Here is a 21,762-nt window from a genome sequence, read left to right on the forward strand (position 1 = left end):
CATGGCGGACACGGCGGGCTCGGCGGACGTGGCGGACACGGCGGGGAAGCGGTTCTATGTGACGACGCCCATCTACTACGTGAACGACGTGCCGCACCTGGGGCACGCGTACACCACGGTGGCGGGCGACGTCCTGAGCCGGTGGCACCGGCAGCGCGGGGAGCGGGTCCGGTTCCTCACCGGCACCGACGAGCACGGCCAGAAGATCCTGCGCACCGCCCAGGCGCACGGCATGAGCCCGCAGGACTGGTGCGACAAGCTCGTCCACGAGTCCTGGCAGCCGCTGTGGGCCCATCTCGGCATCGCCGCCGACGACTTCATCCGCACCACCGAGCAGCGCCACGTCACCCGCGTCCGGGAGTTCGTGCAGGAGTTGTACGACAAGGGCGAGATCTACCGGGGCAGTTACGAGGGGCCCTACTGCGTGCACTGCGAGGAGTACAAGTCGCCGGGCGAACTCCTGGACGGCGAGGGCGAGTACGCCGGGCAGAAGCTCTGCCCCATCCACCGCCGCCCGGTGGAGATCCTCGAGGAGGAGAACTACTTCTTCCGCCTGTCCGCCTACGCCGACCGCCTCCTCGCGCACTACGAGGCGAACCCCGGTTTCATCACCCCGGAGTCCGCGCGCAACGAGGTCGTCGGCTTCGTCCGCCGCGGCCTGCGGGACCTGTCGGTCTCCCGGTCCGGCTTCGACTGGGGCATCGAGGTGCCCTGGGACCCCGGGCACGTCATCTACGTGTGGGTCGACGCCCTGCTGAACTACGCCACCGCGGTCGGGTTCGGCGCCGACGAGGAGCAGTTCGCGGACATCTTCCCCGCCGACGTCCACCTCGTCGGCAAGGACATCCTGCGCTTCCACGCCGTCATCTGGCCCGCGATGCTGATGGCCAACGGGCTGCCGCTGCCGGCCCGGGTCGCCGCCAACGGCTGGCTGCTGGTCGGCGGCGAGAAGATGAGCAAGTCCAACCTGACCGGCATCTCCCCCACCCGGCTCACCGAGCACTTCGGGGTGGACGCCTACCGCTGGTACTTTCTGCGCGCCATCGCCTACGGCCAGGACGGCTCCTTCTCCTGGGAGGACTTCACCGCCCGCTACACCAGCGAACTGGCCAACGAGTACGGCAACCTGGTCTCGCGGGTCACCGCGATGATCGGCCGCTACTTCGACGGGGTGCTCCCGGCGGCCGCGGCCGCGGGCCCCGCCGAGGAGCAGGTCGTGCGGCGGCTGGCGGAGACCGTCGCCGAGGCCGACGAACGCATCGGCGAGCGGCTGGACTTCGCCGGCGGCATCGCCGCGGTCTTCGGCTTCATCGGCCTCGTCAACGGCTACCTCACCGAGCAGGAGCCGTGGAAGGTCGCCAAGGACCCCTCACCCGAGGCCCGGGCGCGGCTGGCGACGCTCCTGCACACCGCGGCGGAATCCCTGCGGGCCGTGGCCGTGCTCCTCAACCCGGTCATGCCGGCGAGCAGCGAGCAGGTCTGGTCCTGCCTCGGCGCCGAACCCGCCCTGGGCCCGCTGGCCGAGCAGCGCGTGCAGGATGCCGCCGAGTGGGGCCGCCTGCCGGCGGGCACGCGGGTGACCAGAAGCGACGCGCTGTTCCCACGTCTCCCCGAAGCGCCCTGACCCCAGGGGGCGAAGGCAGCGCGGCGCGGTCAGGGGACGGGGACCACGGCGACGGGGCAGCGGGCGTGGTGGAGCAGCGCCTCGGTGACGTGGCCGACCCGGCGGGCCGCGTGCGGGCGGCCCGGGTGGGTGGCGACCACGACGAGTTCGCTGCGGTGCGCGGCCGTGAGCAGGGCGCGGCAGGGGGCGGCCCGTACGGCGGCGGTCTCGGCGTGCGCGTGCGGCACCCTGCGGCGCAGCCCCGCCACCGCGGCACCGACGACCGCGGCCGCGTGCCGGGCCTGCCGGGCGGCCTCCTCCTCGGCCGGCGCGGAGCCGTCGGCGGGCTGCCGGTAGGTCCAGGCGTGCAGCACGGTGAGCCCGGCGCCGCGCAGCCGCGCCTCCTCGAAGGCGAAGAGCGCCGCGTCGGCGTCCGCGTCGCTCCCCACCCCGAGCAGCACTCCGGCCGGGCGGCGGCCCGGCACCGTGCTCGGGTGGCGGCCGGGCACGACGAGCAGCGGGCTGTGCGTACGGGCGGCCAGCCGCCGGCTCACCGAGTGCAGCACCATCCCGGCGAACCCGCTCAGGCCGCGCGAGCCGATGACGGTGAGTTCGGCCCGCCGGCCGTACGCGGCCAGGACGTCGGCGGGGTCGCCCGAGGCGGCCACCGCGGTGACCGGCAGGCCGGGGTGGCGCTCGCGTACCCGGGCCAGGGCCGCGCGCAGGACCGGCGGGGCCGCGTCGATCTCCTCGGCGCAGTGCACGACCTGCAGGCGGGCGCCGCGGCGGGCGGCCTCGACCGCCGCCTCGTCGAGGGCCGCGAAGGCGGTCACCGATCCGTCCACGCCCACCGTCACCTGACGTTCCGTCATGTCCGATCCCTCCCGCGCCCGATGCCCCCGCGGTTTCGATGGTGGCCGCGCGGCGACGCGTACGGTCAGGGCCGCCCGGGCCTGTCACGGCCGCCGAACGGCCCTGCGAAAAGGGGCCGTTCGGCGGTCAGCGGGTGGTGGGCGGGGGACCCTGGGTGGCGATCACGGCGGCCTGGACGCGGCGTTCGACACCCAGCTTGGCCAGCAGGCGCGAGACGTTGTTCTTGACCGTCTTCTCCGACAGGTAGAGGCGGGCACCGATCTGGCGGTTCGTCAGCCCTTCGCCGATCAGCCCGAGGATCTCCCGCTCGCGCGGCGACAGACCGGCCAGCGCCTGCTGCTCCGGCTGCTCGGCGGGACCGTCCTGGCGCAGGCTCTGCATCAGCCGGGCGGTGGTGGCGGGGTCGAGCATCGATTGCCCGGAGGCCACCGTGCGGACCGCCGAGACCAGGTCGGAGCCCTTGATCTGCTTGAGCACATAGCCCGAGGCGCCGGCCATGATGGCATCCAGCAGCGCGTCGTCGTCATCGAACGAGGTCAGCATCAGGCACGCCAACCCCGGCATGGCGGACCGCAGTTCGCGGCAGACGGTGATGCCGTCGCCGTCGGGCAGCCGCACATCGAGCACGGCGACGTCCGGCCGAAGGGCGGGTCCGCGGGCGAGCGCGTGGTCGGCCGAGCCGGCCTCGCCCACCACCTCGATGTCGGGCTCGGCGTCCAGCAGGTCGTGCACCCCGCGTCGTACGACCTCGTGGTCGTCCAGGAGGAACACCCTGATCGGCGTCTGCGGGGAGAACTGCCGCGGCTGGGTCATGTCGGTCCTTCCCCGTCACCTGCCGGCACCCTGCGTCCACCGGCCGAGCCCCGATCATCGCCCCCATCCCACCCCCGCACCAGGGCCGAACGGCCCTCTTGCTGTTCGGCCCGTCCCCTGCTCCAGCCCCGCACTAGTAGCATACGAGGTAGGATGTGGAGCATGAGCGAACCTACCCAGAAGTATTCGATCACCATGCCCCGGGACATCGCCGAGGCCGCCCGTGCCCGAAGCGGCCACTCGGGACTGTCCGCATACGTCGCCTCGGCGGTCGCGCGGCAAATCGAGCGGGACAACCTGAACGAGCTCATCGCCGTCGCCGAAGCCGAGCACGGGCCCGTGACGGACGAGGAGGTCCAGGTCCTGCGTGAGCGCCTGCAGGCAGCCCGTCAAGCGCAGCGGACCAGCCGGGGAACGGGCTCGCACGCCGCATGAGCCGCTCTCCCGCCGTGCCCAGCGGCAGCCTCGTCCTGGATAGCGAGGGCCTGTCGAAAGCCGTCGCACGCGACCGGGAAGTCACTGGATGGCTCGCCCTCGCCCGGGCGGACGACATGCGGGTGATCACCAGCGCCGCCACCCTCGTAGAGGTCGTCCACCCCGGCGTGAACCGGGCGGCGCTGGAATGGACCCTCTCGCGCTTGGTCGTCGAACCGGTCACCGAGGCCATCGCCCGCCACGCCTCCGCGCTGCTCGCCGACGCCGGGCTGCACGGTCACAAGTACGCCATCGACGCGATCCTGACCGCAACCGCCCTGGCCGCTCCTGGACCCGTGACCGTTCTCACGTCCGATCCCGACGACCTGGCCGCCCTTGACCGGGCAGGCCGGGTCGTCGTGGTCAAGGTCTGAGCGACCGGTCCCGGATCAGGTGGTCACCGATCAGGAGGGGGGCGCCCATGCCTTCCGGGACGCCGCCCGCGGTGGTTTCAGGAGCCGGCGAGGAGGGCGCTCAGGGCGGACGCCTCGGTGCGCCAGTCCCGCGGGCCGGTGCCGGTCCAGCGTTCGGGGAGGTGGTTGAGGGAGTCGCGGGTGGGCCACACGGTGGCGGCCTGGGTGGCCGCGAAGGAGTGGTAGGCGTTGCCGGTGGCCGAGTCGAGGTCCTGGAGGTAGCGCATGAAGACGCCCTTGAACTGCTTGCCGTTGTCGTCGCAGGTGGGGGTCGGGGTGTCGCAGGACTCGGTGAGCACCCCGGCGCTGACCAGCGAGGGCGAGGCGATGGCGGCGTCGGCGAGCCGGCGGGCGGTGGCGAGGTCGGCGCTGCTGCCGGTGGCCCGCCACATCTCGACGGCGGCGCCGATCGCCAGGCCCTGGTTGTAGGACCAGACCGTCTGGCCGTTGTTGGTGCAGGCGTTCGTCAGGCCGTCGTTGACCAGGCCGGAGGAGTTGATCAGGCCGCTGTTCTGATACCAGGTCCAAGCGGTGGTGGCCCGCGACAGCCAGGCGGTGTCGCCGGGGATGCGGTTGTGCAGGGAGGCGGTCAGCCGGACGTAGAGGCCGTTGGTGACCGCGTTCTTGTAGGTGCGCTCGCGGTCCCACCACACCCCGCCGCCGCAGGTGCCGGTGTCCCACAGCCCGTTGACGTAGGTGGCGATGGTGGCCGCCTCGTTCAGATACTTCTGGTCGTGGGTGAGGTCGTAGGCGTCGACCCAGGCCAGCGCCCACCACTCGGCGTCGTCGGTGGCGCGGCTGATGAAGTCGCCGTCGATCGGGTCCGAACTGCGGGCGCCGGCGGGGAAGGAGACGCGGTCCACCTGGTAGGTGCGGTCCACGATCCACAGGTAGCGGGTGTCGCCGGTCTGCCGCATGTAGTCGATGACGGTGGCCAGGGCGACCGCGGAGTTCCACCAGCTGGACGGCCAGTACGCGGTGTTGGGGTCGTAGGAGTACATCAGCGCGTCGGCGGCGCCGGCCGCGGGCGATGCGGCGGGCCGGGCCCAGGCGGTGCAGCTGCCGTTCTGCCCCTCGACCGCGCGGCCGCAGGCGCGGACCGCTCCGCCGTAGAGCCGGCCCTGGGGGTCGTCGGTGTTGTAGCGGCCGGTCCTGGTGCCGGTGGCGCCGGCCGGCGTGCTGGTGCGGCCCTTGGAGGAGCCGTCGGGCCAGCTCGCGCCCTCGTCCCAGGAGCGGTCCAGCCAGATCTCGTCGCCCGCGGTGCCGCCGGAGATGGTGCCCCAGGCCATGCCGCTGCTGTCCATGTGCAGCGCGATGGTGCGGCCGTTGAGGGTGGTGGCCGGCACCGGCTGGGTGTCGCCGGGCGCGCTGCCGGAGCCGTCGCAGGCGGCCGCGCACACGTTCAGGTGCGCCCAGGAGGTGCAGCTGACGCCCTGGGAGTCGCCGCAGGCGCGCAGGACGGCGCGGCGGTGATGGGTGGGGTCGTAGAGGTTGTACATCAGGGTGCGGGTGCCGGCCCACGTCGAGGGGATCCACGCCTTGCCGAGCAGCCCGTCCCAGGTGGCGCCGCCGTCCCACGAGCGGTCCAGCCACACCGAGTCGTTCGGCTGGCCGTTGTCGATGCTCGCCCAGGCCATGCCGTCGGCGTCGTCGACGTGCAGCCGCACCACGCGGCCGTTCGCGCCGGCGTCGGGGACGGGGAAGGTCTCCTGGGCGGCGCGGGAGGGGTCCAGGGTGTCGCAGTACAGCGCGCACACCTGGGTGGAGTCGGCGGGTGCCGCCGCGGCGGCGGGCCGGGCGGCGGCCGGCAGCAGGCCGGCCACGGCGAGGGCCAGGACGAGGGCGAACAGCCACGAGGATCTGCGCGGCATGACGGCTCCTACAACGTTGGAAAAGTGCGCTACGAGGGCATGACAGCACGAGCGAATTGACATGTCCATACCGAAATCCGCCACGACCGCACACAGGCACGCATCCGGGGGCCCGGTCCCCGCGCGAAGGGCGCAACCGTCGCCCGCGGCCGCGGCGCGTCCGGCGCGCCCACCGCCGGGGACACTTGCGGCGGCCGCGGCGATCGGCGAGACTGGACTACCGAACGAACGGTCGGTTGGCTATCCGGGGAGTGCCCATGACGACACCAGACGCGGCGGAGGAGGAGCACCAGGCCCGCTTCGACGCCACGATCGCCCGCGACCAGCGCGTCGAGCCGCGGGACTGGATGCCGGAGGCGTACCGCAGGACCCTGGTGCGGCAGATCGCCCAGCACGCGCACTCCGAGATCATCGGCATGCAGCCCGAGGGCGCCTGGATCACCCGCGCCCCCTCGCTGCGCCGCAAGGCGATCCTCTTCGCCAAGGTGCAGGACGAGGCGGGGCACGGCCTCTACCTCTACTCGGCCGCCGAGACGCTCGGCGCCGACCGGGCCGACCTCACCGCCCGCCTGATCGAGGGCCGCCAGAAGTACAGCTCGATCTTCAACTACCCGACGGTCACCTTCGCCGACGTCGGCGTCATCGGCTGGTTCGTGGACGGCGCCGCGATCTGCAACCAGGTGCCGCTGTGCCGCAGCTCGTACGGGCCCTACGCCCGCGCGATGGTGCGCATCTGCAAGGAGGAGTCCTTCCACCAGCGCCAGGGGTACGAGCTGCTGCTGACGATGATGCGCGGCACCGACGCCCAGCGCGCGATGGTGCAGGACGCGGTGGACCGCTGGTGGTGGCCGTCGCTGATGATGTTCGGCCCGCCCGACAGCGATTCCCCCAACTCCGCGGCCTCCATGGCCTGGAAGATCAAGCGGCACAGCAACGACGAGCTGCGCCGGCGGTTCGTCGACATGACCGTGCCGCAGGCCGAGAAGCTCGGCGTCACCCTGCCCGACCCGGAGCTGCGGTGGAACGAGGAGAGCGGCCGGTACGACTTCGGCACCCCCGACTGGTCGGAGCTGCAGCGGGTGATCAAGGGCGACGGGCCCTGCAACGCCGAGCGGATGGCCCGCCGGCGCGAGGCGCACGCCGAGGGCGCCTGGGTGCGCGAGGCCGCGACCGCGCACGCGGCCAAGCAGGCCCGGCGGCGGGCGCGGCGCGCCGAGGCACCGGAAGGAGCAGGGGTGTGAGCGGGACCGAGCAGCACGGGAGCGGTGGAGCCGGCCGCGGCCCGCAGGAGGGGTGGCCGCTGTACGAGGTGTTCGTCCGCGGCAAGCGCGGCCTGAACCACGTGCACGTCGGCTCCCTGCACGCCGCCGACGACGCGATGGCCCTCGGCCACGCCCGCGACCTCTACACCCGGCGCAACGAGGGGGTGTCGATCTGGGTGGTGCGCTCCTCCCACATCGCGGCCTCCACCCGCGACGAGAAGGACCCCTTCTTCGCGCCCAGCGCCGACAAGGTCTATCGGCACCCGACCTTCTACGACATCCCCGACGACGTCCCGCACATCTAGGAGCCAGGCCCCATGAGCCCCGCACCCGAGACGCCCGGGACGTCCCAGGCCGCCGTGACGCCCGAGCCGCCCGAGTCGCCCGCCGCGCCCGGGAGTTCGCCGGCGGCCGGCACGGACCACGTCTACCTCTCGCTCGCCGAGGAGCACGACGACGACAGCGGCCGCTGGGCGTTCGGCACCGGCTTCACCGACCCGCTGCACGGCGTGGACACCGCGGTGCCGCCCGGCGTGGACGGCGCCGCGCTCGCCTCGCTGTGCCTCGAACTCGCCGACGACGCCCTGGTGCAGGCCCAGCGGCTGGCCGAATGGTGCACCCGCGCCCCGGAGTTGGAGGAGGAGGTGGCGCTGGCGAACATCGGCCTCGACCTGCTCGGCCAGGCCCGCCTGCTCTACGCCCGCTGCGGCCGCGCGGACGGCACGGACCGCGGCGAGGACGCCTACGCGTACTTCCGCGACCCGGCCGACTTCCGCAACGTCACCCTCGCCGAACTGCCCAACGGCGACTTCGCGTTCTCCATCGTGCGGCTGCTCGTGCTGAGCACCTGGCGGCTCGCGGTGCTGCACCGGCTGACCGGCGCGCAGGACCCGGTGCTCGCGGCGGTCGCCGCCAAGGCGGTGCCCGAGCTGACCTACCACCGGCAGTACGCGGCCCAGTGGGCGGTACGGCTCGGCGACGGCACCGAGGAGTCGCACCGCAGGATGCGCGCCGCCCTGGCCCAGGTCGCCCCCTATCTGCCGGAGGTGTTCGCGAGCAGCCCCGCCGACGGTGCCGCCGTACGGGCGGAGACCGTCTCGGTGCTCGAACAGGTCCTAGCCGAGGCCGAGTTGGCCGGCGCCCTGCCGGTGCCGGACGAACCGGGTTCCGCGGACGGCCGCGAGGGCAGGCACACCGCCCATCTGGCGCCGCTGCTCGCGGAGTTGCAGCAGGTGGCCCGCGCCCATCCGGAGGCGACGTGGTGAGCGCGCCGGCGGTGGAGCAGGAGCGCCGGGCGCGCGAGGCGGCCGCGCGGGTGCCCGATCCGGAGCTGCCCATGCTCACCCTGGCCGACCTCGGGGTGCTGCGCGGGGTGCGGGTGGAGCCGGGCGGCGCGGTGGTGGCCGAGCTGACGCCCACGTACTCCGGCTGCCCGGCGATGGCCGAGATGCGGGCGGACGTGGCGGCGCGGCTGCGGGCGGCCGGGTTCGCCCGCGTCGAGGTGCGCACGGTGCTGGACCCGCCGTGGTCCACCGACCTGATCACCGCCGAGGGCCGCCGCAAGCTCGCCGCCCACGGCATCGCCCCGCCCGGGCCCGCGCCCCGGCGGACGGGCGGGCCGGTGCCGCTGGTGCTGGGCGCGACCCGGCACGCCGTGGAGTGCCCGCGCTGCGGCTCGGCCGACACCGAGGAGACCTCGCACTTCTCGGCCACCGCCTGCAAGTCCCTGTGGCGCTGCTGCGCCTGCCGGGAGCCCTTCGAGCACGTCAAGGAGCTGTGATGGCCGCGAGCAGCGCCCCGCCCTCCCCCGCGCCCGGCGCAGCCGCCGACCGGGGCGTGCGTCCCCGGCGCCGCCCCGCCTTCCACACGTTGCGGGTGGCCTCCGTCCGGCCGCTGTGCGCGGACGCGGTGGAGGTCGCCTTCGAGGTGCCGGCCGCGCTCGCCGGGGAGTTCGCGCACCGCCCGGGTCAGTCCCTGACGCTGCGCCGGGTGGTGGACGGGCGCGACGAGCGCCGCTCGTACTCGATCTGCTCGCCGGCGGGGGCGGGCCTGCGGATCGGGGTGCGGGAGGTGCCCGGCGGGTTGTTCTCCTCCTGGCTGGTGCACGAGGTGCGGCCGGGCGACGCGGTGGAGGCGCTGGCGCCCAGCGGGGCCTTCACGCCGGACCTCGCGGTGCCGGGCCACCACGTGCTTGTGGCCGCGGGCTCGGGCATCACCCCGATGATGGCGATCGCCGAGTCCGTGCTGGCCGCCGACGAGCGGTCCCGGGTCACCCTCTTCTACGGCAACCGCCGCACCGGCACGGTGATGTTCGCCGACGACCTGGCGGACCTGAAGGACCTCTACCCGGCCCGCTTCCAGATCGGCCACGTGCTCTCCCGCGAGCCGCGCGAGGCCGAACTGCTGACGGGCCGGCTCGACGCGGAGCGGCTCGCGGCGCTGGTCGCCGGCCTGGTGGACGTGCCCCGGGCGGACCACTGGTGGCTGTGCGGCCCCTACGGAATGGTGGCCGACGCGCGTGCCCTGCTGGAGCGGCTGGGGGTGCCGCGCGAGCGGATCCACCAGGAGCTGTTCTTCGCCGACGACGAACCGGTCACGCCGCTGCGGCACGAGGAGCGGGCGGTGCGGGGCCCGGTGAGCCGGGCCGTGATCACCCTCGACGGCCGCTCCAGCACCGCGGACCTGCCGGTGGACACCACCCTCCTGGAGGGCGCCCAGCGCACCCGGCCGGACCTGCCCTTCGCCTGCAAGGGCGGGGTGTGCGGCACCTGCCGCGCGCTGGTCACCTCGGGCAAGGCCGACATGCGCCGCAACTTCGCCCTGGAGCCGGCCGAGGTCACCGCCGGCTACGTCCTGACCTGCCAGTCCTTCCCGGCCTCGGAGGAACTCTCCCTCGACTACGACGCGTAATTCTCTCCTACGGGGCGCCCATTCGCCGTTGCGTTCCCCACCGCTGCCGCCTACCGCACCGTCGTGAGCCGGGGTCCCCAGCGCCCCTCGGCTACGCGTCTGCCCCCACCTCACCGTTCCCGGCCGCAGGCCGGTGGCCTGCTGAGCGCGCAGTTCCTCCCCCAGAGCTTCGCCTGGGAGGTACCCCCAGCGCCCCTGGGTGGTACGGCGCTCGCTTTGTGCGCAAAGGGCAAGCTGTACAGGGGCGCGGGGAACTGCGCGCCCAGCCACGACGGTGCGGCAGTCGGCGCCGGCGGGAACCCTTACGGCGAGTATCCGCACCCCTCTAGCGGGGAGCCGTGCTATCGCGGATGACCAGTTGCGTGGCCAGTTCGATGCGGACCACGCCCGGGGTTTCGCCGCGGACGAGTTGGAGGAGGGTGCGGGTGGCAGCGTCGCCCATCTCGGGGAGCGGCTGGCGGACGGTCGTCAGCGGCGGCGGGGACCACCGGGCCTGCGGCAGGTCGTCGAAGCCGACGACGCTGAGGTCCGCCGGCACCCGCAACTCGTGCCGCCGCGCGGCCTCGTACACCCCGAGGGCCATCTGGTCGCCCGAGGCGAAGACCGCGGTCGGCGGCTCGGCGAGGTCGAGCAGCGCGGTGCCCTGCTCGAAGCCGGACTCGTGGGAGAAGTCGCCCTGCCGGACCAGCCGTTCGTCCAGCGCGATCCCGGCCCCCTCCAGCGCGCTGCGGTAGCCGTCCAGCCGGGCCCGGCTGCACAGCAGCGTCTGCGGCCCGGCGATCATGCCGATCCGCCGGTGCCCGAGCCCGATCAGGTGCTCCACCGCGCTGCGCCCGCCGGCCCAGTTCGTCGCGCCGATCGTGGGGATGTCGTAGGTGGGCACGCCCGCCGGGTCGATGATCACCGTCGGGATGCCGAGGCCGCGCAGCTCGCCGTGGATCTGCGGCACGAGGTCGGAGGTGACGAGGATGGCGCCGTCGGAGTTGCGCGAGCGCAGGGCGGCGAGCCACTCGCGGGCGGAAGCGGCCCGATGGTGCACCGCGGAGACCACCGCGCCGAAGCCCTCGGCGTGCGCGACCTTCTCCACCCCGCGCAGGATCTCCACCGCCCAGGGGCTGTCGAGGTCGTTGAAGACGAGGTCGATGAGCCCGGCCCGGCCGGCGGCGCCCGAGGTGCGGCGGCGGTAGCCGTGCCGGGCCAGCAGGTCCTCGACCCGGCGCCGGGTGGCCGGGGAGACGTCGCTGCGCCCGTTGAGCACGCGGGAGACGGTCGGCAGCGAGACGCCCGCCTCGCGGGCGATGTCGGCGATGGTGACTCGGCCCGCGCCCTGGGTCGCCACGTGTGCCCCTCCTCCGCAGACTCCCCCCAGCATAGGCAGCCGTCCTGACCGCCACCCCACCGCCCGGCCCCTGCCCGCTGACACGCCCCGAGCCGGCCGGCTGCCGCGGGCGGGCGCACCACGACCTGCCGCCGCCCCGCCGCCCGCCTCCTTTCCGCAAAAGGGCCCGGAACGCGCCGGGCCCGAGCGCCCCCCGGCCACCGCGGGCGAACGCGCCACGGCCGCCCCGCCGTCCGGGTGGGCTCCGAACGGGCGCCGCACGGGCCGCCGCTCCGCGCGGCTCGCGGACCTGCGGGGGCGGGGGCCGCACGCTGGGGTGATGGGCCATTGGATCGCCGACGTGCGGGTCGACATCGCCGTGGACACCGGCCGCCGGCAGCTGTTCCTGCTGCTGGCCGGGCTGTTGGCGTCCTTCCTGTTCATCCGGTTCAGCACGCGGATGATCCGCAAGGGCGTCTCGTGGTGGCCGGGCAATGTGCAGCCGGGCGGCCTGCACATCCACCACGTGGTCTTCGGCCTGGTGATGATGCTGGTCGGCGGCACCGGCGCCTTCGCGGTGCGCGGCGGCCCGGTCGCCCACGACGTGCTCGCCGTGGTGTTCGGCATCGGATGCGGCCTGGTGCTCGACGAGTTCGCGCTGGTGCTGCACCTGGAGGACGTGTACTGGCGCGAGGAGGGGCGCCGCTCGGTCGACGCCGTGATCCTCGCCGTCGCGCTGATCGGCCTGCTGCTCGCCGGGCAGGCGCCGCTGGGCGGATACGTCGGCGGCCGCTCCTACGCCTCCTACGTCATCGCCGCCGTGCTGCTCGCGCTGGTGGTGCTCTGCCTGCTCAAGGGCAAGGTGTGGACGGGGCTGCTCGGCGTGATGCTGCCCTTCCTCGCCCTGGTGGGCGCCATCCGGCTGGCCCGGCCGGACAGCCCGTGGGCGCGCTGGCGCTACACCTCGCGGCCGCGCCGGATGGCCCGGGCCGAACGGCGCGAGGCGGGCTCGCGGCGGCGGGTGATGGCGCTGAAGACGGCGGTGATGGACGCGGTCGCCGGCGCCCCCAACCCGGTGTCGCTGACCAAACGGCCGCCCGAGGGGCCGCGGGTGGTGGAGGTGCCGCCCTCGCGCCTGGAGCTGCTGCTCGGCCGGGTGCTGCGGCCGCTGCGCTCGCCCGGTGCCTGGACGGCGGTGTGGTACCTGCGGGCGGTGGCCGCGGTGGACGCCGTGACGGCCCTGGTGCCGCCGCTGCGCTCACGGGTGCGCGAGGCCGGCAACGGCGCCTACGTCGCCCCCTTCATGGTGGGCCCGAGCTTCACCGGCGCCGCGCTCGCCTTCCTGCTGTCGGTGGGCCTGCGCCGCCGCAAACGCGCGGCCTGGATCGCCGTCACGGCCCTCTCGGCGGCCTACACCGTGACCGTCGTGGTGGCCCTGAGCGCGGCCGAGGGCGCGGCGGGGCGCCCGGTGAACTGGCTCGCGCTGGCCCTCACCGCCGCTGTGCTGCTGGCCCTGCTGGTCTCCCGCACCGCCTTCAACGTCCGCGGGGCGACGGGCAACGCGATGCTCGGCACGGTCTGCCTGGTCGTGGGGGCGGCGGTGGCCACGGGCGCGGGCACGCTGCTGGTGTACGCCACCGACCGCGACCCGCCCGCGCAATGGGGACCGAGCGCGGCCTACGCGGCGGTCCGCGCGCTCACCTTGTCCGGGCTGGTGGACCACCCCGGGATCAGGGTGCCCGCCTGGGCCGACGTCCTGGTCAACCTGATGAGCCTCGCGCTCGCGCTGCTGGTGCTGCTCGCCTTCCTGCGGGCGCCGCGCGGCCGGGCCCGCATACAGCCCGCCGACGAGCGGCGGCTGCGCCGGCTCCTGCGCGCGGGCCGCGACTCCCTCGGCTACCTCGCCCTGCGCCGGGACCGTACGGTCTGCTGGTCGCCGCTGGGGGATGCCGCCGTGGTGCACAAGGTCGTCAACGGCGTCGCACTCGCCTCCGGCGACCCGGTGGGACCCGTCCCCGCCTGGCCCGCGGCCGTCGGCCACTGGCTGGAGACCGCCCGGCGGCACGCCTGGGTGCCGGCGGTGGCCCACGCGGGCGCGGAGGCGGCCGGGGTGTACGCGGCGGCCGGCCTGCGCGCCCTGCCCTGCGGCCCGGAGCCGGTGGTGGCCGTCGGACCGCTGCCGCCGGGGCCCGCCGAGGTGCGGCGGGCGATGGCCGAGGCCGGCTACTCGGTGCTGCTGCGCCGGCAGGCGGACGTGCCCGCGCCGGAGTGGGAGAGCCTGCGCCAACTGGCCGCCGCCTGGCGGCAGCGCGGGCCGAACGGCCGCGCCCCGGCGCTGGAGCGGCTGGGCGACCCGGCCGACCCCGACTGCGTGCTCGCCGAGTGCCGCGACCCCCACGGGCGCACCTGCGCGCTGCTGCTCTTCGCCCCCTGGGGCACCGGCGGCCTTGCCCTGGTGATGCTGCGGCACGATCGGGAGTCGGGCACCGGCCCGGTCGACCTGGTCCTCACCGAGGTCCTGCTCCGGGCGTCGGCCGGCGCCCCGCCCGTCGCGGACGTGGACCGCGTCTCGCTCAACCTCCCCCCGCGCGCCCGCCAGGAGTCCACCGCGGCCTACGAACCCGAGCTGACGCAGCGTCACCTTCTGTACGAGCGGCGGGCCGAGCTGCCCCGGGTGCTCGCCGCCGCGGCCCTCACGGAGGGCACGTGGCCGCGGCGGCTCCCGCGCACCGCGCGCCAGCCGGCGCGCTCGGCCCCCTGACCGGCGTCACAGCCGACGAGCCCGCCACGCCACCGGCAGCCGCCCGGCCTGGCGTCCGGCGGCGGCGCCTCACGCGGCCCGTGCCGCGGCCGGCAGGCTCGCCCCCGTGAGCCGCTCGGCCTCGGCCCACAGGCGGGCGTTGAGCGAGGCGTCCCGGGCACGGCGCGGGATGCCGGCCGGGCCCGTCGGGCCGACCAGGTGGAGGCGGCCGCTCGGGCCGTAGTACCCGGCGGGCTTCGCCTGCGGGTCGGCGGCCGCGAAGAGCAGCGGTTCCGCGCCCTGCTCGACACCCTGGTGGGGCAGGATGCGCAGATCGCCCAGGAGGGACCGCCTGGGCTTGTCGCGGCCGAGGTTCGGGCCGGCGGACTGCAGGTTGGTGAGGGTGTAGCCGGGGTGGGCGGCGTTGCTCATCAGCGGCCAGCCGCGCTCCTCGGCCACGGCGGCCAGCCGCAGCGTGAGCACGAGGTCGGCGAGCTTGGACTGGGCGTAGGACAGGCCGGGGCTGTAGCGGCGGCGCTCCCACTGCAGGTCGCCGAGGTCGATCCGGCCGAAGCTGGCGGCGCCGCTGCTCATGGTGGTGACGCGCGGCGCGGGGGCGGCCAGCATCGCGGGCAGCAGCCGCAGGGTGAGCGCGAAGGGGCCCAGGAAGTTGCTGCCGAACTGCAGCTCGAAGCCGTCGGCGGTGGTCATCCGGCGGGGCGGCGCCATCACCCCGGCGTTGTTGAGCAGCAGGTCGAGCGGGCCGTCGGCGAGCACCGCGTCGGCGAAGGCGTGCACGGAGGCGAGGTCGGCCAGGTCGATGCGGCGCACCTCCAGGTCGGCGCCCGGGTGCTCGGCCAGGATCTCGGCGCGGGCCTGCTCGCCCTTGGCGGGCGTGCGCACGGCGAGGATCACCCGCGCGCCCGCCCCGGCGAGCCGGCGGGCGGCCTCCTTGCCGGTGCCGCTGTTGGCGCCGGTGATGACGGCGGTCTTTCCGGTGTGGTCGGGAACGGCGTACACGGGGGTCTCCGAAGGGGGCGCGGGGCGCCGGCCTCTCGACCGGGACGTCGATAAAGAACCGGCGGTCTGTTGCCTTCAACGTAACAGACCGCCGGTTCGATAGCAACAGACCGGCGGTCTCTACGTAGGATGGCGCCATGACCTCGACATCCGACTTCCAGCGCGCCCGCAGCGAGGAGCAGCGGGCCCAGCGCCGGCAGGCGATCCTGGAGACCGCCGCCGCGATGCTCACCGAGATGCCGGTCGCGCAGGTCAGCCTCAACGAGCTCAGCCGGCGGGTCGGCCTGGCGAAGTCGAACGTGCTGCGGTACTTCGAATCCCGAGAGGCCGTGCTGCTCGACCTGCTGGACACCGCCACCCGGTCCTGGCTGGAGGACCTGGCGACACGGCTGCCCGCCGCGGTCGACGGGACGGCGGACCCGTACGCCCGGACCGACCGGCTGGCCGCGACACTGGCGGCCAGCCTCGCGGAGCGGCCGGTGCTGTGCGACCTCGCGGGTGCCCAGGCCTCGGTACTGGAACGCAACGTCTCGGAGGAGGTGGCGATCCGCTACAAGCGGGCCTCCCTCGACGGACTGCAGGCGCTGGCCGCACTGGTGGGGTCGGCGCTGCCGGAGCTGGACGAGCGGGACACCGTCCGGCTGGCGAGCGCGACCCTGCTGGTGGCCGGTGCGATGTGGGTCCACGCCCACCCCTCGGACGCGGTGCTCGCCGCCTACGCGTCCGACCCCGCGCTCGCCGCGATGCGACTGCCGTTCGAGGAGGCGGTGCGGCTGTCCGTGTCGGTCTTCGGGTCGGGCCTGCTCGCACGGAGGCAGGACGGCGGAGCCGGCCGGAACGCACAAGCGGCGGCCGGCCAGGGACAGCCGCAGCCATGAGCGGCCAGTGACCAGTGGCCAGCCGTCAGCCGTCAGCCGTCAGCCGTCAGCGGACACCCGCAGGCTCGGCGGTGCTCGCGCGGGCATAAATGCATCGCCCGGCCGATCCGCGGATATCGCATCGCGCCAACCTGTGGCCGAATCCGGAACTCCGCTTTCTCACAGGCGGGAACTGTGGTATCCGGAAATCGTGTGCGCAGTTGCGGGGAAATGGTGAAGCCGAACGTATTTCCGAGTCGAATTCGTCCGGCCGGCCACTCCCGTCCCATGACACCACCGCGCGAAAACACCGAGCGAAAACCCCTCGTAGACCCCCGAACACCCGCACCGGGAGCGGCAGCGGCCGCCCTGCGGCGCCTGATCGCACTCCGCAGGGCCGATCGACGCACCCCTCACGAATCCTGCACAACCTGACGCTCCGTCATGCACGAGCCTCGGGACGGCACCCCGGCCGATCCGCCCTCGCCTCCCGAGCGCATCCCGCACGACCCCCCGCCCGTACCCCGGTGCGACCCCCGCCGGCCTCCCCGCCGGCTCCACCTCCCGCCACCCAGCCGAACGGCACCCGCCCCACCTCGTGTCACATACGTCACACCGCTTCCCGCCCTGCCCGTAGCACAGTTGTCCCGAGCAGCCGTCCGAAACGGCCGAACCCCTCCTTTGCTACCGGCGAGTTCTGGCCATGACCAGGGCATCTCCCGTACCCCCGAACGGAGTCGGCGCTGCCCGCCTCCCCCGCCGCGCGCCGCCCGCGCACACCCCCGGCACCCTGCCGCAACGTCCCGCGGGACGCGTCAACACCGCGTCCGAAACCCGCGCCCCGGCCGTTGGCCGGAAATCCGCCACCGCGCGGCGCCGTCCGGGTGAGCCTCGCCGTCACCAACTCCCTTTCCCCCGCACGACGGTAGGCTCCCGTCCGGTGGCGGGCCGTGCGGCGCCTTCGGGACCGCACGCGGCCACCGCGCCCGCCGCCCGACGGCCCGCGGCCACCACCACACCCCGCCCGTCGCGGACTTCCGCGTTCCCGGGTGGCGGCCATCCGGCGGACTTCGGACGAGGAGGCGGATTTCCCGGTTGCGAATCCCGACCGCTCACCCGTATTCGCCGCCTTTTGCCCGGCGGCCGCCGGCCCGAAAGCAGCGGGTTGGCGGGGACCTGGCCGCTGTATATGATCCGAAAGCGGTTTCGGGCTGCCCGCACCCGGCGCACCCGGGCCGAAAGCACCCGACCGGGCCGGAATCCGGCCGCAGGGCGGCGTGCCCCGCGGGCGGCCACCGCACCGGCGGTGACGGACGGCCGGCAGCAGCGGCGGCCCCGGCTGCCGCGCCCCCCATCGGCCCCACGGCACCGCACCATCCGGCGTCGTCCCCAGTCACCGAGTCACCGCGCACCCCGGACGGGTCCAGCGCCGCGTCCTGATTCCCGAGGATCTGATGACCACTTCGATACTGGAGACGGCCGCCGCAGTGCTGCTGGTCGTCGCGCTGGTCGCCGTCGCCATGGCGGTGCGCTTCCGCGGCGCGGCCCGCCGGCAGACCCGCCGCACCGAGCAACTGGTGCAGCAGCACCAGGCCACGGTGACCGCCGAGCAGAGCCGCGTGCGCCACCTCGCCGAGCAGCAGCAGGCGGTGGAGGACGCGCTGGCCTACCTGGCGGGGGCGGGCCTGTCCGAGGTGGGCGCCGCCGCACTGGAGTCCGAGGAGGCCCGCGAGGTCGAACTGGTGATGCCGCCGCCGCTGGTGGGCACCACCGCGGCCCGGCGCATCGAGGAGCTGGTGACGCGGCACACCGACCTGATGCGGTCCCTGCGCGAGGAGGTGCGGGCCGCCGCCGACCGCACCGCCGAGGAGCGCGTCGCCCGCGCCCACAACGACGCGCGCGACGCGACCAGGGCCGCGGTGCTCACCTTCGCCACCGCCCTGGTCAGCCTCGGCGCGGAGCTGGCCGAGGAGATCAGCACCGGGGTGCGGGTCCACCAGGACGACGAGGCGTACGCCACGCTGATGGGCATCGACCACACCTCCCAGCAGATGCTGCGCGTCGCCCAGGGCTACATGGTGCTGGCCGGCGGCACCCTCGGCCGGCGGCTGCCCGCCACCTCCTTCACGGACATCGCCCGCGCCGCCATGGGCCGCGTGCAGGGCTACGAGCGGGTGCGCACGCAGGAGCTGGACCAGGGCGTGGTGCCGCGCGCGGTCGAGGCGCTGGTGCACACCCTGGCGATCCTGCTGGACAACGCGGTGCGCTACTCGCCGCCGACCGCCTACGCCGAGGTGTCCTTCCGCACCGGCCACAACGGCGTCACCGTCATCATCGACGACGCCGGCCTGCAGATGAGCCAGGAGCAGCTGGACCGGGCCCGGGCGATCCTCACCGGCAAGGAGCCGGTGGACATCCACGCCCTGGGCGCCTATCCGCAGACCGGCTTCCGGGTGGCCTCGCTGCTGGCCGCGCGCTACGGCTTCCGAGTCGATCTGGACGCCCCGAACCTCTTCGGCGGCACCCGGGCCCTGGTGTTCGTACCGAGCGCGCTGCTGACCGCGGTGCCCGACGACGTGCCGACCGCCCACCAGCCCTACCCGGCCCGCTCGTACGGCGGGCAGAGCCCCGAGCCGGCCGGGCAGGCGGCGCAGCAGGCAGGGCAGTCCGCGCCGGGCGGCACCACCGCCAGCGGGCTGACCCGGCGCCGCCGCCGGGTGCCGGCGCAGACCGCCGCTCCGCTGCCGGAGCCGCAGGAGGTGCGCCCGGGCCGCCCCGACATCGCCGCCGCCTGGGTCGACGGCTCCCGCCGCGGCCGTCTCACGGACTCCGAGTCCGCCTCTTCGAAGGGCGATTCCTGACCATGCTCAAAGCTCACGACGACAACGCGCTGGGCTGGCTGCTGGACGAGCACCTCGGCAGCTGCCCCGGGGTCCGGTTCGCGGTCCACATGACCTCCGACGGCCTGCTCAGCTCGTACACCAAGACGATCGACAAGGACACCGGCGACAAGCTGGCCGCCGTCACCGCGGCGCTGCGGGCGGCTGGCCTGGCCTGGGCCGAGGTCACCGGGCGGCCGGACCGGCCCAACGCGGTGCGCCAGCACCTGATCGAGACCGACCAGTGGATCGGGCTGACCTCCGCGGCGGCGGAGAACTCGCTGCTGGCGGTGTGCGCCGACCTCGACAGCGACATCGGCCTGATCAGCGAGCGGATGAACGCGCTCTCCCAGCGGGTCGGACACGAACTGGTCAGCCCGGAGCGGCAGGGAGCGGCCGACGGCGGTCGGCCGAGGTGAGCGGTCCGCGGCGTGACCCCGATGTGGTCAGGCCCTATGTCCGCACCGGCGGGCGCAGCCGCCCCTCGCGCGATGTGCGCCTGGAGACGCTGGTGATCGCCGTGCACGACCCGCTGACGCAGGGTCTGGAGCCCGACGCGCGGCGCGTGCTGGACCTGTGCAGGGGCGGGGTGCTCGCGGTGGCCGAGATCGCCGCCGGGCTGGACCTGCCGCCCTCGGTGGTGCGGATCCTGGTCTCCGGGCTGATCGACACCGGCCACCTCGCCGCCCCGAGCCGGCGCGTGCGCGCCGACGCCCCCTCCGCCGACCTGCTGAAGGAAGTGCTGCATGGGCTCCGCTCCATCGCCTGAGACCCCCCGGATCGCGTACAACCCGCCCACGGTGACGCGCTCGGCCAAGCTGCTGATCACCGGCCCGTTCGGAGTCGGCAAGACCACCTTGGTGGGCAGCGTGGCGCCGCTGGTGCTGCGGATGGACGAGACGATGACCGAGGCCAGCGTCGGCGTGGACGACCTGCGCGGCACCCCGCACAAGACCACCACCACCGTCGCCATGGACTTCGGGCGGCTGCACCTGAACGAGTCGCTGGTGCTCTACCTGTTCGGCACCCCCGGGCAGGTGCGGTTCCGGCCGCTGTGGGAGGGGCTGGCCGACGGCGCCCTGGGCGCGCTGGTGCTGGTGGACACCCGCGACCTGGACCGCTGCCACGACGTGCTGGACCTGCTGGAGGAGCACGGCACCCCGTACGCGGTCGCGGTCAACCGGTTCGAGGGCGCCAAGGACTACCCCGAGGAGGAGATCCGCCAGGCGCTGGACCTGGCCGACAGCACACCGCTGACCTCCTGCGACGCCCGCGACCGGCAGAGCTGCCTGCGGGCGCTGATCACGCTCGTCGAATACCTGTCCGCCCGTCAACTGGAGCCCCACCCGTGACGTCCCCCTCCCCCGCTCCGGCCACCACCGCGCCGGAGCGGTACTTCCCGCTGTACACCGAGGAGTTCGCCGCCGACCCGCACGGCACCTACGACCGGATGCGGGCCGAGTTCGGCCCGCTGGTGCCGGTGGAGCTGTCGCCGGGCATCCCGGCCACGCTGGTCATCGGCTACCAGCAGGCGCTGCGCATCCTCAACGACCCGGTGCGCTTCCCGGCCGACCCGCGCGAGTGGCAGCGCACGGTGCCCGAGGACTGCCCGGTGCGGCCGATGCTGGAGTGGCGGCCCAACGCGCTGCGTTCGGCCGGCGAGGCCCACACCCGCTACCGGTCGGCGAACACCGACAGCCTGGACCGGGTCAACCAGCACCAGCTGCGCGCCACGGTGGAGCGGGTCGCCGCCGAAACGATCAGCCAGTTCAGCCCGACCGGCCACGCCGACCTGCTCACCGAGTACGCCTGGCCGATCGCCTTCCGGGTGCTCAACGAGATGCTGGGCTGCCCCGCCGAGATCGGGCAGCGGGTGGCCAGCGGCATGGCGGCGATCTTCGAGGGGGTGGACGCGGCGGCCGGCAACATGCTGCTGGGGCAGGCGCTGCGCGACCTGACGGCACTCAAGCGCGAGACCCCAGGCGACGACGTCACCAGCCGCCTGGTGGACCACCCGGCCGGGCTGACCGACGAGGAGATGGACCACCAGCTGGTCACGCTCTACGGCGCCGGCATCGAGCCGACCACGAACCTGATCACCAACACGCTGCGGGTGCTGCTGACCGACGAGCGCTTCTCGGGCAACCTGCACGCCGGCAGCCTGTCGGTACGGGACGCTCTGGACGAGGTGCTCTTCACCGACCCGCCGATGGCCTCGTACTGCGTGAGCTACCCGCCGCAGCCGGTGGACGTCGAGGGGGTGCGGCTGCCCGCGCACCAGCCGGTGGTGATCTCGATGGCGGCGGCGAACAACGACCCGTCGATCGGCTCGGCCCCCGGCACCCGCGCCGGCAACCGCTCGCACCTGGCGTGGAGCAACGGCCCGCACCAGTGCCCGGCGAAGTCGCACGCCTACCTCATCGCCGAGACCGCCCTGACCTCCCTGGTGGACGCGCTGCCGGAGATGGACCTGGCGGTGCCGGACGAGGAGCTGACGTGGCGTCCGGGGCCCTGGCACCGCGCGCTCGCGGCACTGCCGGTCACCTTCCCGCCCGTACCGCCCGTGCCCCAGGACTGACCTGCCGCCGGCGCAGTCCGGATCACGTCCCGCTCAGGTCCGGGTCACGTCCGGCCCGAGCCGGCTCGGGTCCGGCGCAAAGCAGCGCCCTTCCCGCCCGAGCCGGCCTGAGCCGACCTGAGCCGGCCCGAGCCGGACCGAGTCAGTCCCA

General features: G+C 74.4%; 20 protein-coding genes. 15 read left to right on the forward strand and 5 right to left on the reverse strand.

Features of this window, described 5'->3' with window-relative positions; all coding sequences use genetic code 11:
* The first annotated feature begins 1 nt into the window (after nt 1).
* Nucleotides 2–1,624 carry a methionine--tRNA ligase gene (metG, locus tag BLR33_RS07335; RefSeq protein ID WP_093783463.1) on the forward strand — a complete coding sequence of 541 codons (1,623 nt, stop codon included), beginning with the start codon at nt 2–4 and terminating at the stop codon, nt 1,622–1,624.
* A gap of 29 nt (nt 1,625–1,653) precedes the next feature.
* On the opposite strand, the gene BLR33_RS07340 is transcribed toward metG, so the two are convergent.
* Entirely contained in the window at nt 1,654–2,475 is an 822-nt protein-coding gene (locus BLR33_RS07340) for a universal stress protein (RefSeq protein WP_093783464.1), read from the reverse strand.
* Between the two features lie 127 nt (nt 2,476–2,602).
* Entirely contained in the window at nt 2,603–3,289 is a 687-nt protein-coding gene (locus tag BLR33_RS07345; protein WP_093783465.1) for a response regulator, read from the reverse strand.
* Nucleotides 3,290–3,451: 162 nt separating this feature from the next.
* Between BLR33_RS07345 and BLR33_RS07350 the strand changes: the two genes are divergently transcribed.
* The gene (locus tag BLR33_RS07350) at nt 3,452–3,724 is read left to right on the forward strand and encodes a CopG family transcriptional regulator (protein ID WP_093783782.1); all 273 of its coding nucleotides are present in this window, start codon (nt 3,452–3,454) and stop codon (nt 3,722–3,724) included.
* Nucleotides 3,721–4,137, forward strand: coding sequence for a PIN domain-containing protein (locus tag BLR33_RS07355; protein WP_093783466.1), 417 nt, complete (start codon nt 3,721–3,723; stop codon nt 4,135–4,137). Before BLR33_RS07350 ends, BLR33_RS07355 begins: the two co-directional genes overlap by 4 nt.
* A 77-nt stretch (nt 4,138–4,214) precedes the next feature.
* Here BLR33_RS07355 and BLR33_RS07360 read toward each other — a convergent pair whose 3' ends face one another.
* Nucleotides 4,215–6,047, reverse strand: coding sequence for a glycoside hydrolase family 76 protein (locus tag BLR33_RS07360; protein WP_093783467.1), 1,833 nt, complete (start codon nt 6,045–6,047; stop codon nt 4,215–4,217).
* A gap of 257 nt (nt 6,048–6,304) precedes the next feature.
* Here BLR33_RS07360 and paaA point away from each other — a divergent pair, with 257 nt between their 5' ends.
* Genes paaA through paaE form a run of 5 tightly spaced genes read left to right on the forward strand, consistent with a single transcriptional unit; the run spans nt 6,305 to nt 10,219 of the window.
* The gene (gene paaA, locus BLR33_RS07365) at nt 6,305–7,288 is read left to right on the forward strand and encodes a 1,2-phenylacetyl-CoA epoxidase subunit PaaA (protein ID WP_093783468.1); all 984 of its coding nucleotides are present in this window, start codon (nt 6,305–6,307) and stop codon (nt 7,286–7,288) included.
* On the forward strand, nt 7,285–7,614 hold the full coding sequence (paaB, locus tag BLR33_RS07370) for a 1,2-phenylacetyl-CoA epoxidase subunit PaaB (protein WP_093783469.1): 330 nt from the start codon (nt 7,285–7,287) through the stop codon (nt 7,612–7,614). The genes paaA and paaB overlap by 4 nt, the downstream gene beginning before the upstream one ends.
* A 12-nt stretch (nt 7,615–7,626) precedes the next feature.
* Nucleotides 7,627–8,574: a 1,2-phenylacetyl-CoA epoxidase subunit PaaC gene (gene paaC, locus BLR33_RS07375; RefSeq protein WP_093783470.1), complete on the forward strand. Its 948-nt coding sequence runs from the start codon at nt 7,627–7,629 to the stop codon at nt 8,572–8,574.
* Nucleotides 8,568–9,089: a 1,2-phenylacetyl-CoA epoxidase subunit PaaD gene (gene paaD, locus BLR33_RS07380; protein ID WP_093783471.1), complete on the forward strand. Its 522-nt coding sequence runs from the start codon at nt 8,568–8,570 to the stop codon at nt 9,087–9,089. Before paaC ends, paaD begins: the two co-directional genes overlap by 7 nt.
* Nucleotides 9,089–10,219, forward strand: a complete 1,131-nt coding sequence (gene paaE, locus BLR33_RS07385) for a 1,2-phenylacetyl-CoA epoxidase subunit PaaE (RefSeq protein ID WP_093783472.1) — start codon at nt 9,089–9,091, stop codon at nt 10,217–10,219. Before paaD ends, paaE begins: the two co-directional genes overlap by 1 nt.
* A gap of 325 nt (nt 10,220–10,544) precedes the next feature.
* Here paaE and BLR33_RS07390 read toward each other — a convergent pair whose 3' ends face one another.
* On the reverse strand, nt 10,545–11,591 hold the full coding sequence (locus BLR33_RS07390; RefSeq protein WP_093783473.1) for a LacI family DNA-binding transcriptional regulator: 1,047 nt from the start codon (nt 11,589–11,591) through the stop codon (nt 10,545–10,547).
* A 286-nt stretch (nt 11,592–11,877) separates the two neighbouring features.
* Between BLR33_RS07390 and BLR33_RS07395 the strand changes: the two genes are divergently transcribed.
* Nucleotides 11,878–14,298, forward strand: coding sequence for a phosphatidylglycerol lysyltransferase domain-containing protein (locus BLR33_RS07395; RefSeq protein ID WP_093783474.1), 2,421 nt, complete (start codon nt 11,878–11,880; stop codon nt 14,296–14,298).
* Between the two features lie 69 nt (nt 14,299–14,367).
* Here the strand turns inward: BLR33_RS07395 and BLR33_RS07400 are convergent, their stop codons facing one another.
* The gene (locus BLR33_RS07400) at nt 14,368–15,297 is read right to left on the reverse strand and encodes an SDR family oxidoreductase (protein ID WP_093783475.1); all 930 of its coding nucleotides are present in this window, start codon (nt 15,295–15,297) and stop codon (nt 14,368–14,370) included.
* A gap of 137 nt (nt 15,298–15,434) precedes the next feature.
* On the opposite strand from BLR33_RS07400, the gene BLR33_RS07405 reads away from it, so the two are divergent.
* The 6 genes from BLR33_RS07405 to BLR33_RS07430 all read left to right on the forward strand — a co-directional run bounded on the left by BLR33_RS07405 (nt 15,435) and on the right by BLR33_RS07430 (nt 21,611).
* On the forward strand, nt 15,435–16,175 hold the full coding sequence (locus BLR33_RS07405) for a TetR/AcrR family transcriptional regulator (protein ID WP_093783476.1): 741 nt from the start codon (nt 15,435–15,437) through the stop codon (nt 16,173–16,175).
* 1,433 nt (nt 16,176–17,608) lie between these two features.
* Nucleotides 17,609–19,015 (forward strand): ATP-binding protein, encoded by a 1,407-nt coding sequence (locus BLR33_RS07410; RefSeq protein ID WP_093783477.1) that lies wholly within the window; start codon nt 17,609–17,611, stop codon nt 19,013–19,015.
* A 2-nt stretch (nt 19,016–19,017) separates the two neighbouring features.
* Nucleotides 19,018–19,452: a roadblock/LC7 domain-containing protein gene (locus tag BLR33_RS07415; protein WP_093783478.1), complete on the forward strand. Its 435-nt coding sequence runs from the start codon at nt 19,018–19,020 to the stop codon at nt 19,450–19,452.
* Nucleotides 19,449–19,802 (forward strand): DUF742 domain-containing protein, encoded by a 354-nt coding sequence (locus BLR33_RS07420; RefSeq protein ID WP_093783479.1) that lies wholly within the window; start codon nt 19,449–19,451, stop codon nt 19,800–19,802. The genes BLR33_RS07415 and BLR33_RS07420 overlap by 4 nt, the downstream gene beginning before the upstream one ends.
* Complete coding sequence (locus tag BLR33_RS07425; protein WP_093783480.1) at nt 19,780–20,385, forward strand: GTP-binding protein; 606 nt, start codon at nt 19,780–19,782, stop codon at nt 20,383–20,385. Before BLR33_RS07420 ends, BLR33_RS07425 begins: the two co-directional genes overlap by 23 nt.
* The gene (locus BLR33_RS07430) at nt 20,382–21,611 is read left to right on the forward strand and encodes a cytochrome P450 (protein ID WP_093783481.1); all 1,230 of its coding nucleotides are present in this window, start codon (nt 20,382–20,384) and stop codon (nt 21,609–21,611) included. The genes BLR33_RS07425 and BLR33_RS07430 overlap by 4 nt, the downstream gene beginning before the upstream one ends.
* Nucleotides 21,612–21,762 lie beyond the last annotated feature (151 nt).

It is taken from the genome of Actinacidiphila guanduensis (assembly GCF_900103985.1).
GTDB lineage: Bacteria > Actinomycetota > Actinomycetes > Streptomycetales > Streptomycetaceae > Actinacidiphila > Actinacidiphila guanduensis.

Bases quoted from the DNA above. Each gene is read 5' to 3' on its own strand.
- metG (WP_093783463.1), top strand. From the start codon at position 2: ATGGCGGACACGGCGGGCTCGGCGGACGTGGCGGACACGGCGGGGAAG.
- BLR33_RS07340 (WP_093783464.1), bottom strand. From the start codon at position 2,475: ATGACGGAACGTCAGGTGACGGTGGGCGTGGACGGATCGGTGACCGCC.
- BLR33_RS07345 (WP_093783465.1), bottom strand. From the start codon at position 3,289: ATGACCCAGCCGCGGCAGTTCTCCCCGCAGACGCCGATCAGGGTGTTC.
- BLR33_RS07350 (WP_093783782.1), top strand. From the start codon at position 3,452: ATGAGCGAACCTACCCAGAAGTATTCGATCACCATGCCCCGGGACATC.
- BLR33_RS07355 (WP_093783466.1), top strand. From the start codon at position 3,721: ATGAGCCGCTCTCCCGCCGTGCCCAGCGGCAGCCTCGTCCTGGATAGC.
- BLR33_RS07360 (WP_093783467.1), bottom strand. From the start codon at position 6,047: ATGCCGCGCAGATCCTCGTGGCTGTTCGCCCTCGTCCTGGCCCTCGCC.
- paaA (WP_093783468.1), top strand. From the start codon at position 6,305: ATGACGACACCAGACGCGGCGGAGGAGGAGCACCAGGCCCGCTTCGAC.
- paaC (WP_093783470.1), top strand. From the start codon at position 7,627: ATGAGCCCCGCACCCGAGACGCCCGGGACGTCCCAGGCCGCCGTGACG.
- paaE (WP_093783472.1), top strand. From the start codon at position 9,089: ATGGCCGCGAGCAGCGCCCCGCCCTCCCCCGCGCCCGGCGCAGCCGCC.
- BLR33_RS07390 (WP_093783473.1), bottom strand. From the start codon at position 11,591: ATGCTGGGGGGAGTCTGCGGAGGAGGGGCACACGTGGCGACCCAGGGC.
- BLR33_RS07395 (WP_093783474.1), top strand. From the start codon at position 11,878: ATGGGCCATTGGATCGCCGACGTGCGGGTCGACATCGCCGTGGACACC.
- BLR33_RS07405 (WP_093783476.1), top strand. From the start codon at position 15,435: ATGACCTCGACATCCGACTTCCAGCGCGCCCGCAGCGAGGAGCAGCGG.
- BLR33_RS07410 (WP_093783477.1), top strand. From the start codon at position 17,609: ATGACCACTTCGATACTGGAGACGGCCGCCGCAGTGCTGCTGGTCGTC.
- BLR33_RS07415 (WP_093783478.1), top strand. From the start codon at position 19,018: ATGCTCAAAGCTCACGACGACAACGCGCTGGGCTGGCTGCTGGACGAG.
- BLR33_RS07425 (WP_093783480.1), top strand. From the start codon at position 19,780: ATGGGCTCCGCTCCATCGCCTGAGACCCCCCGGATCGCGTACAACCCG.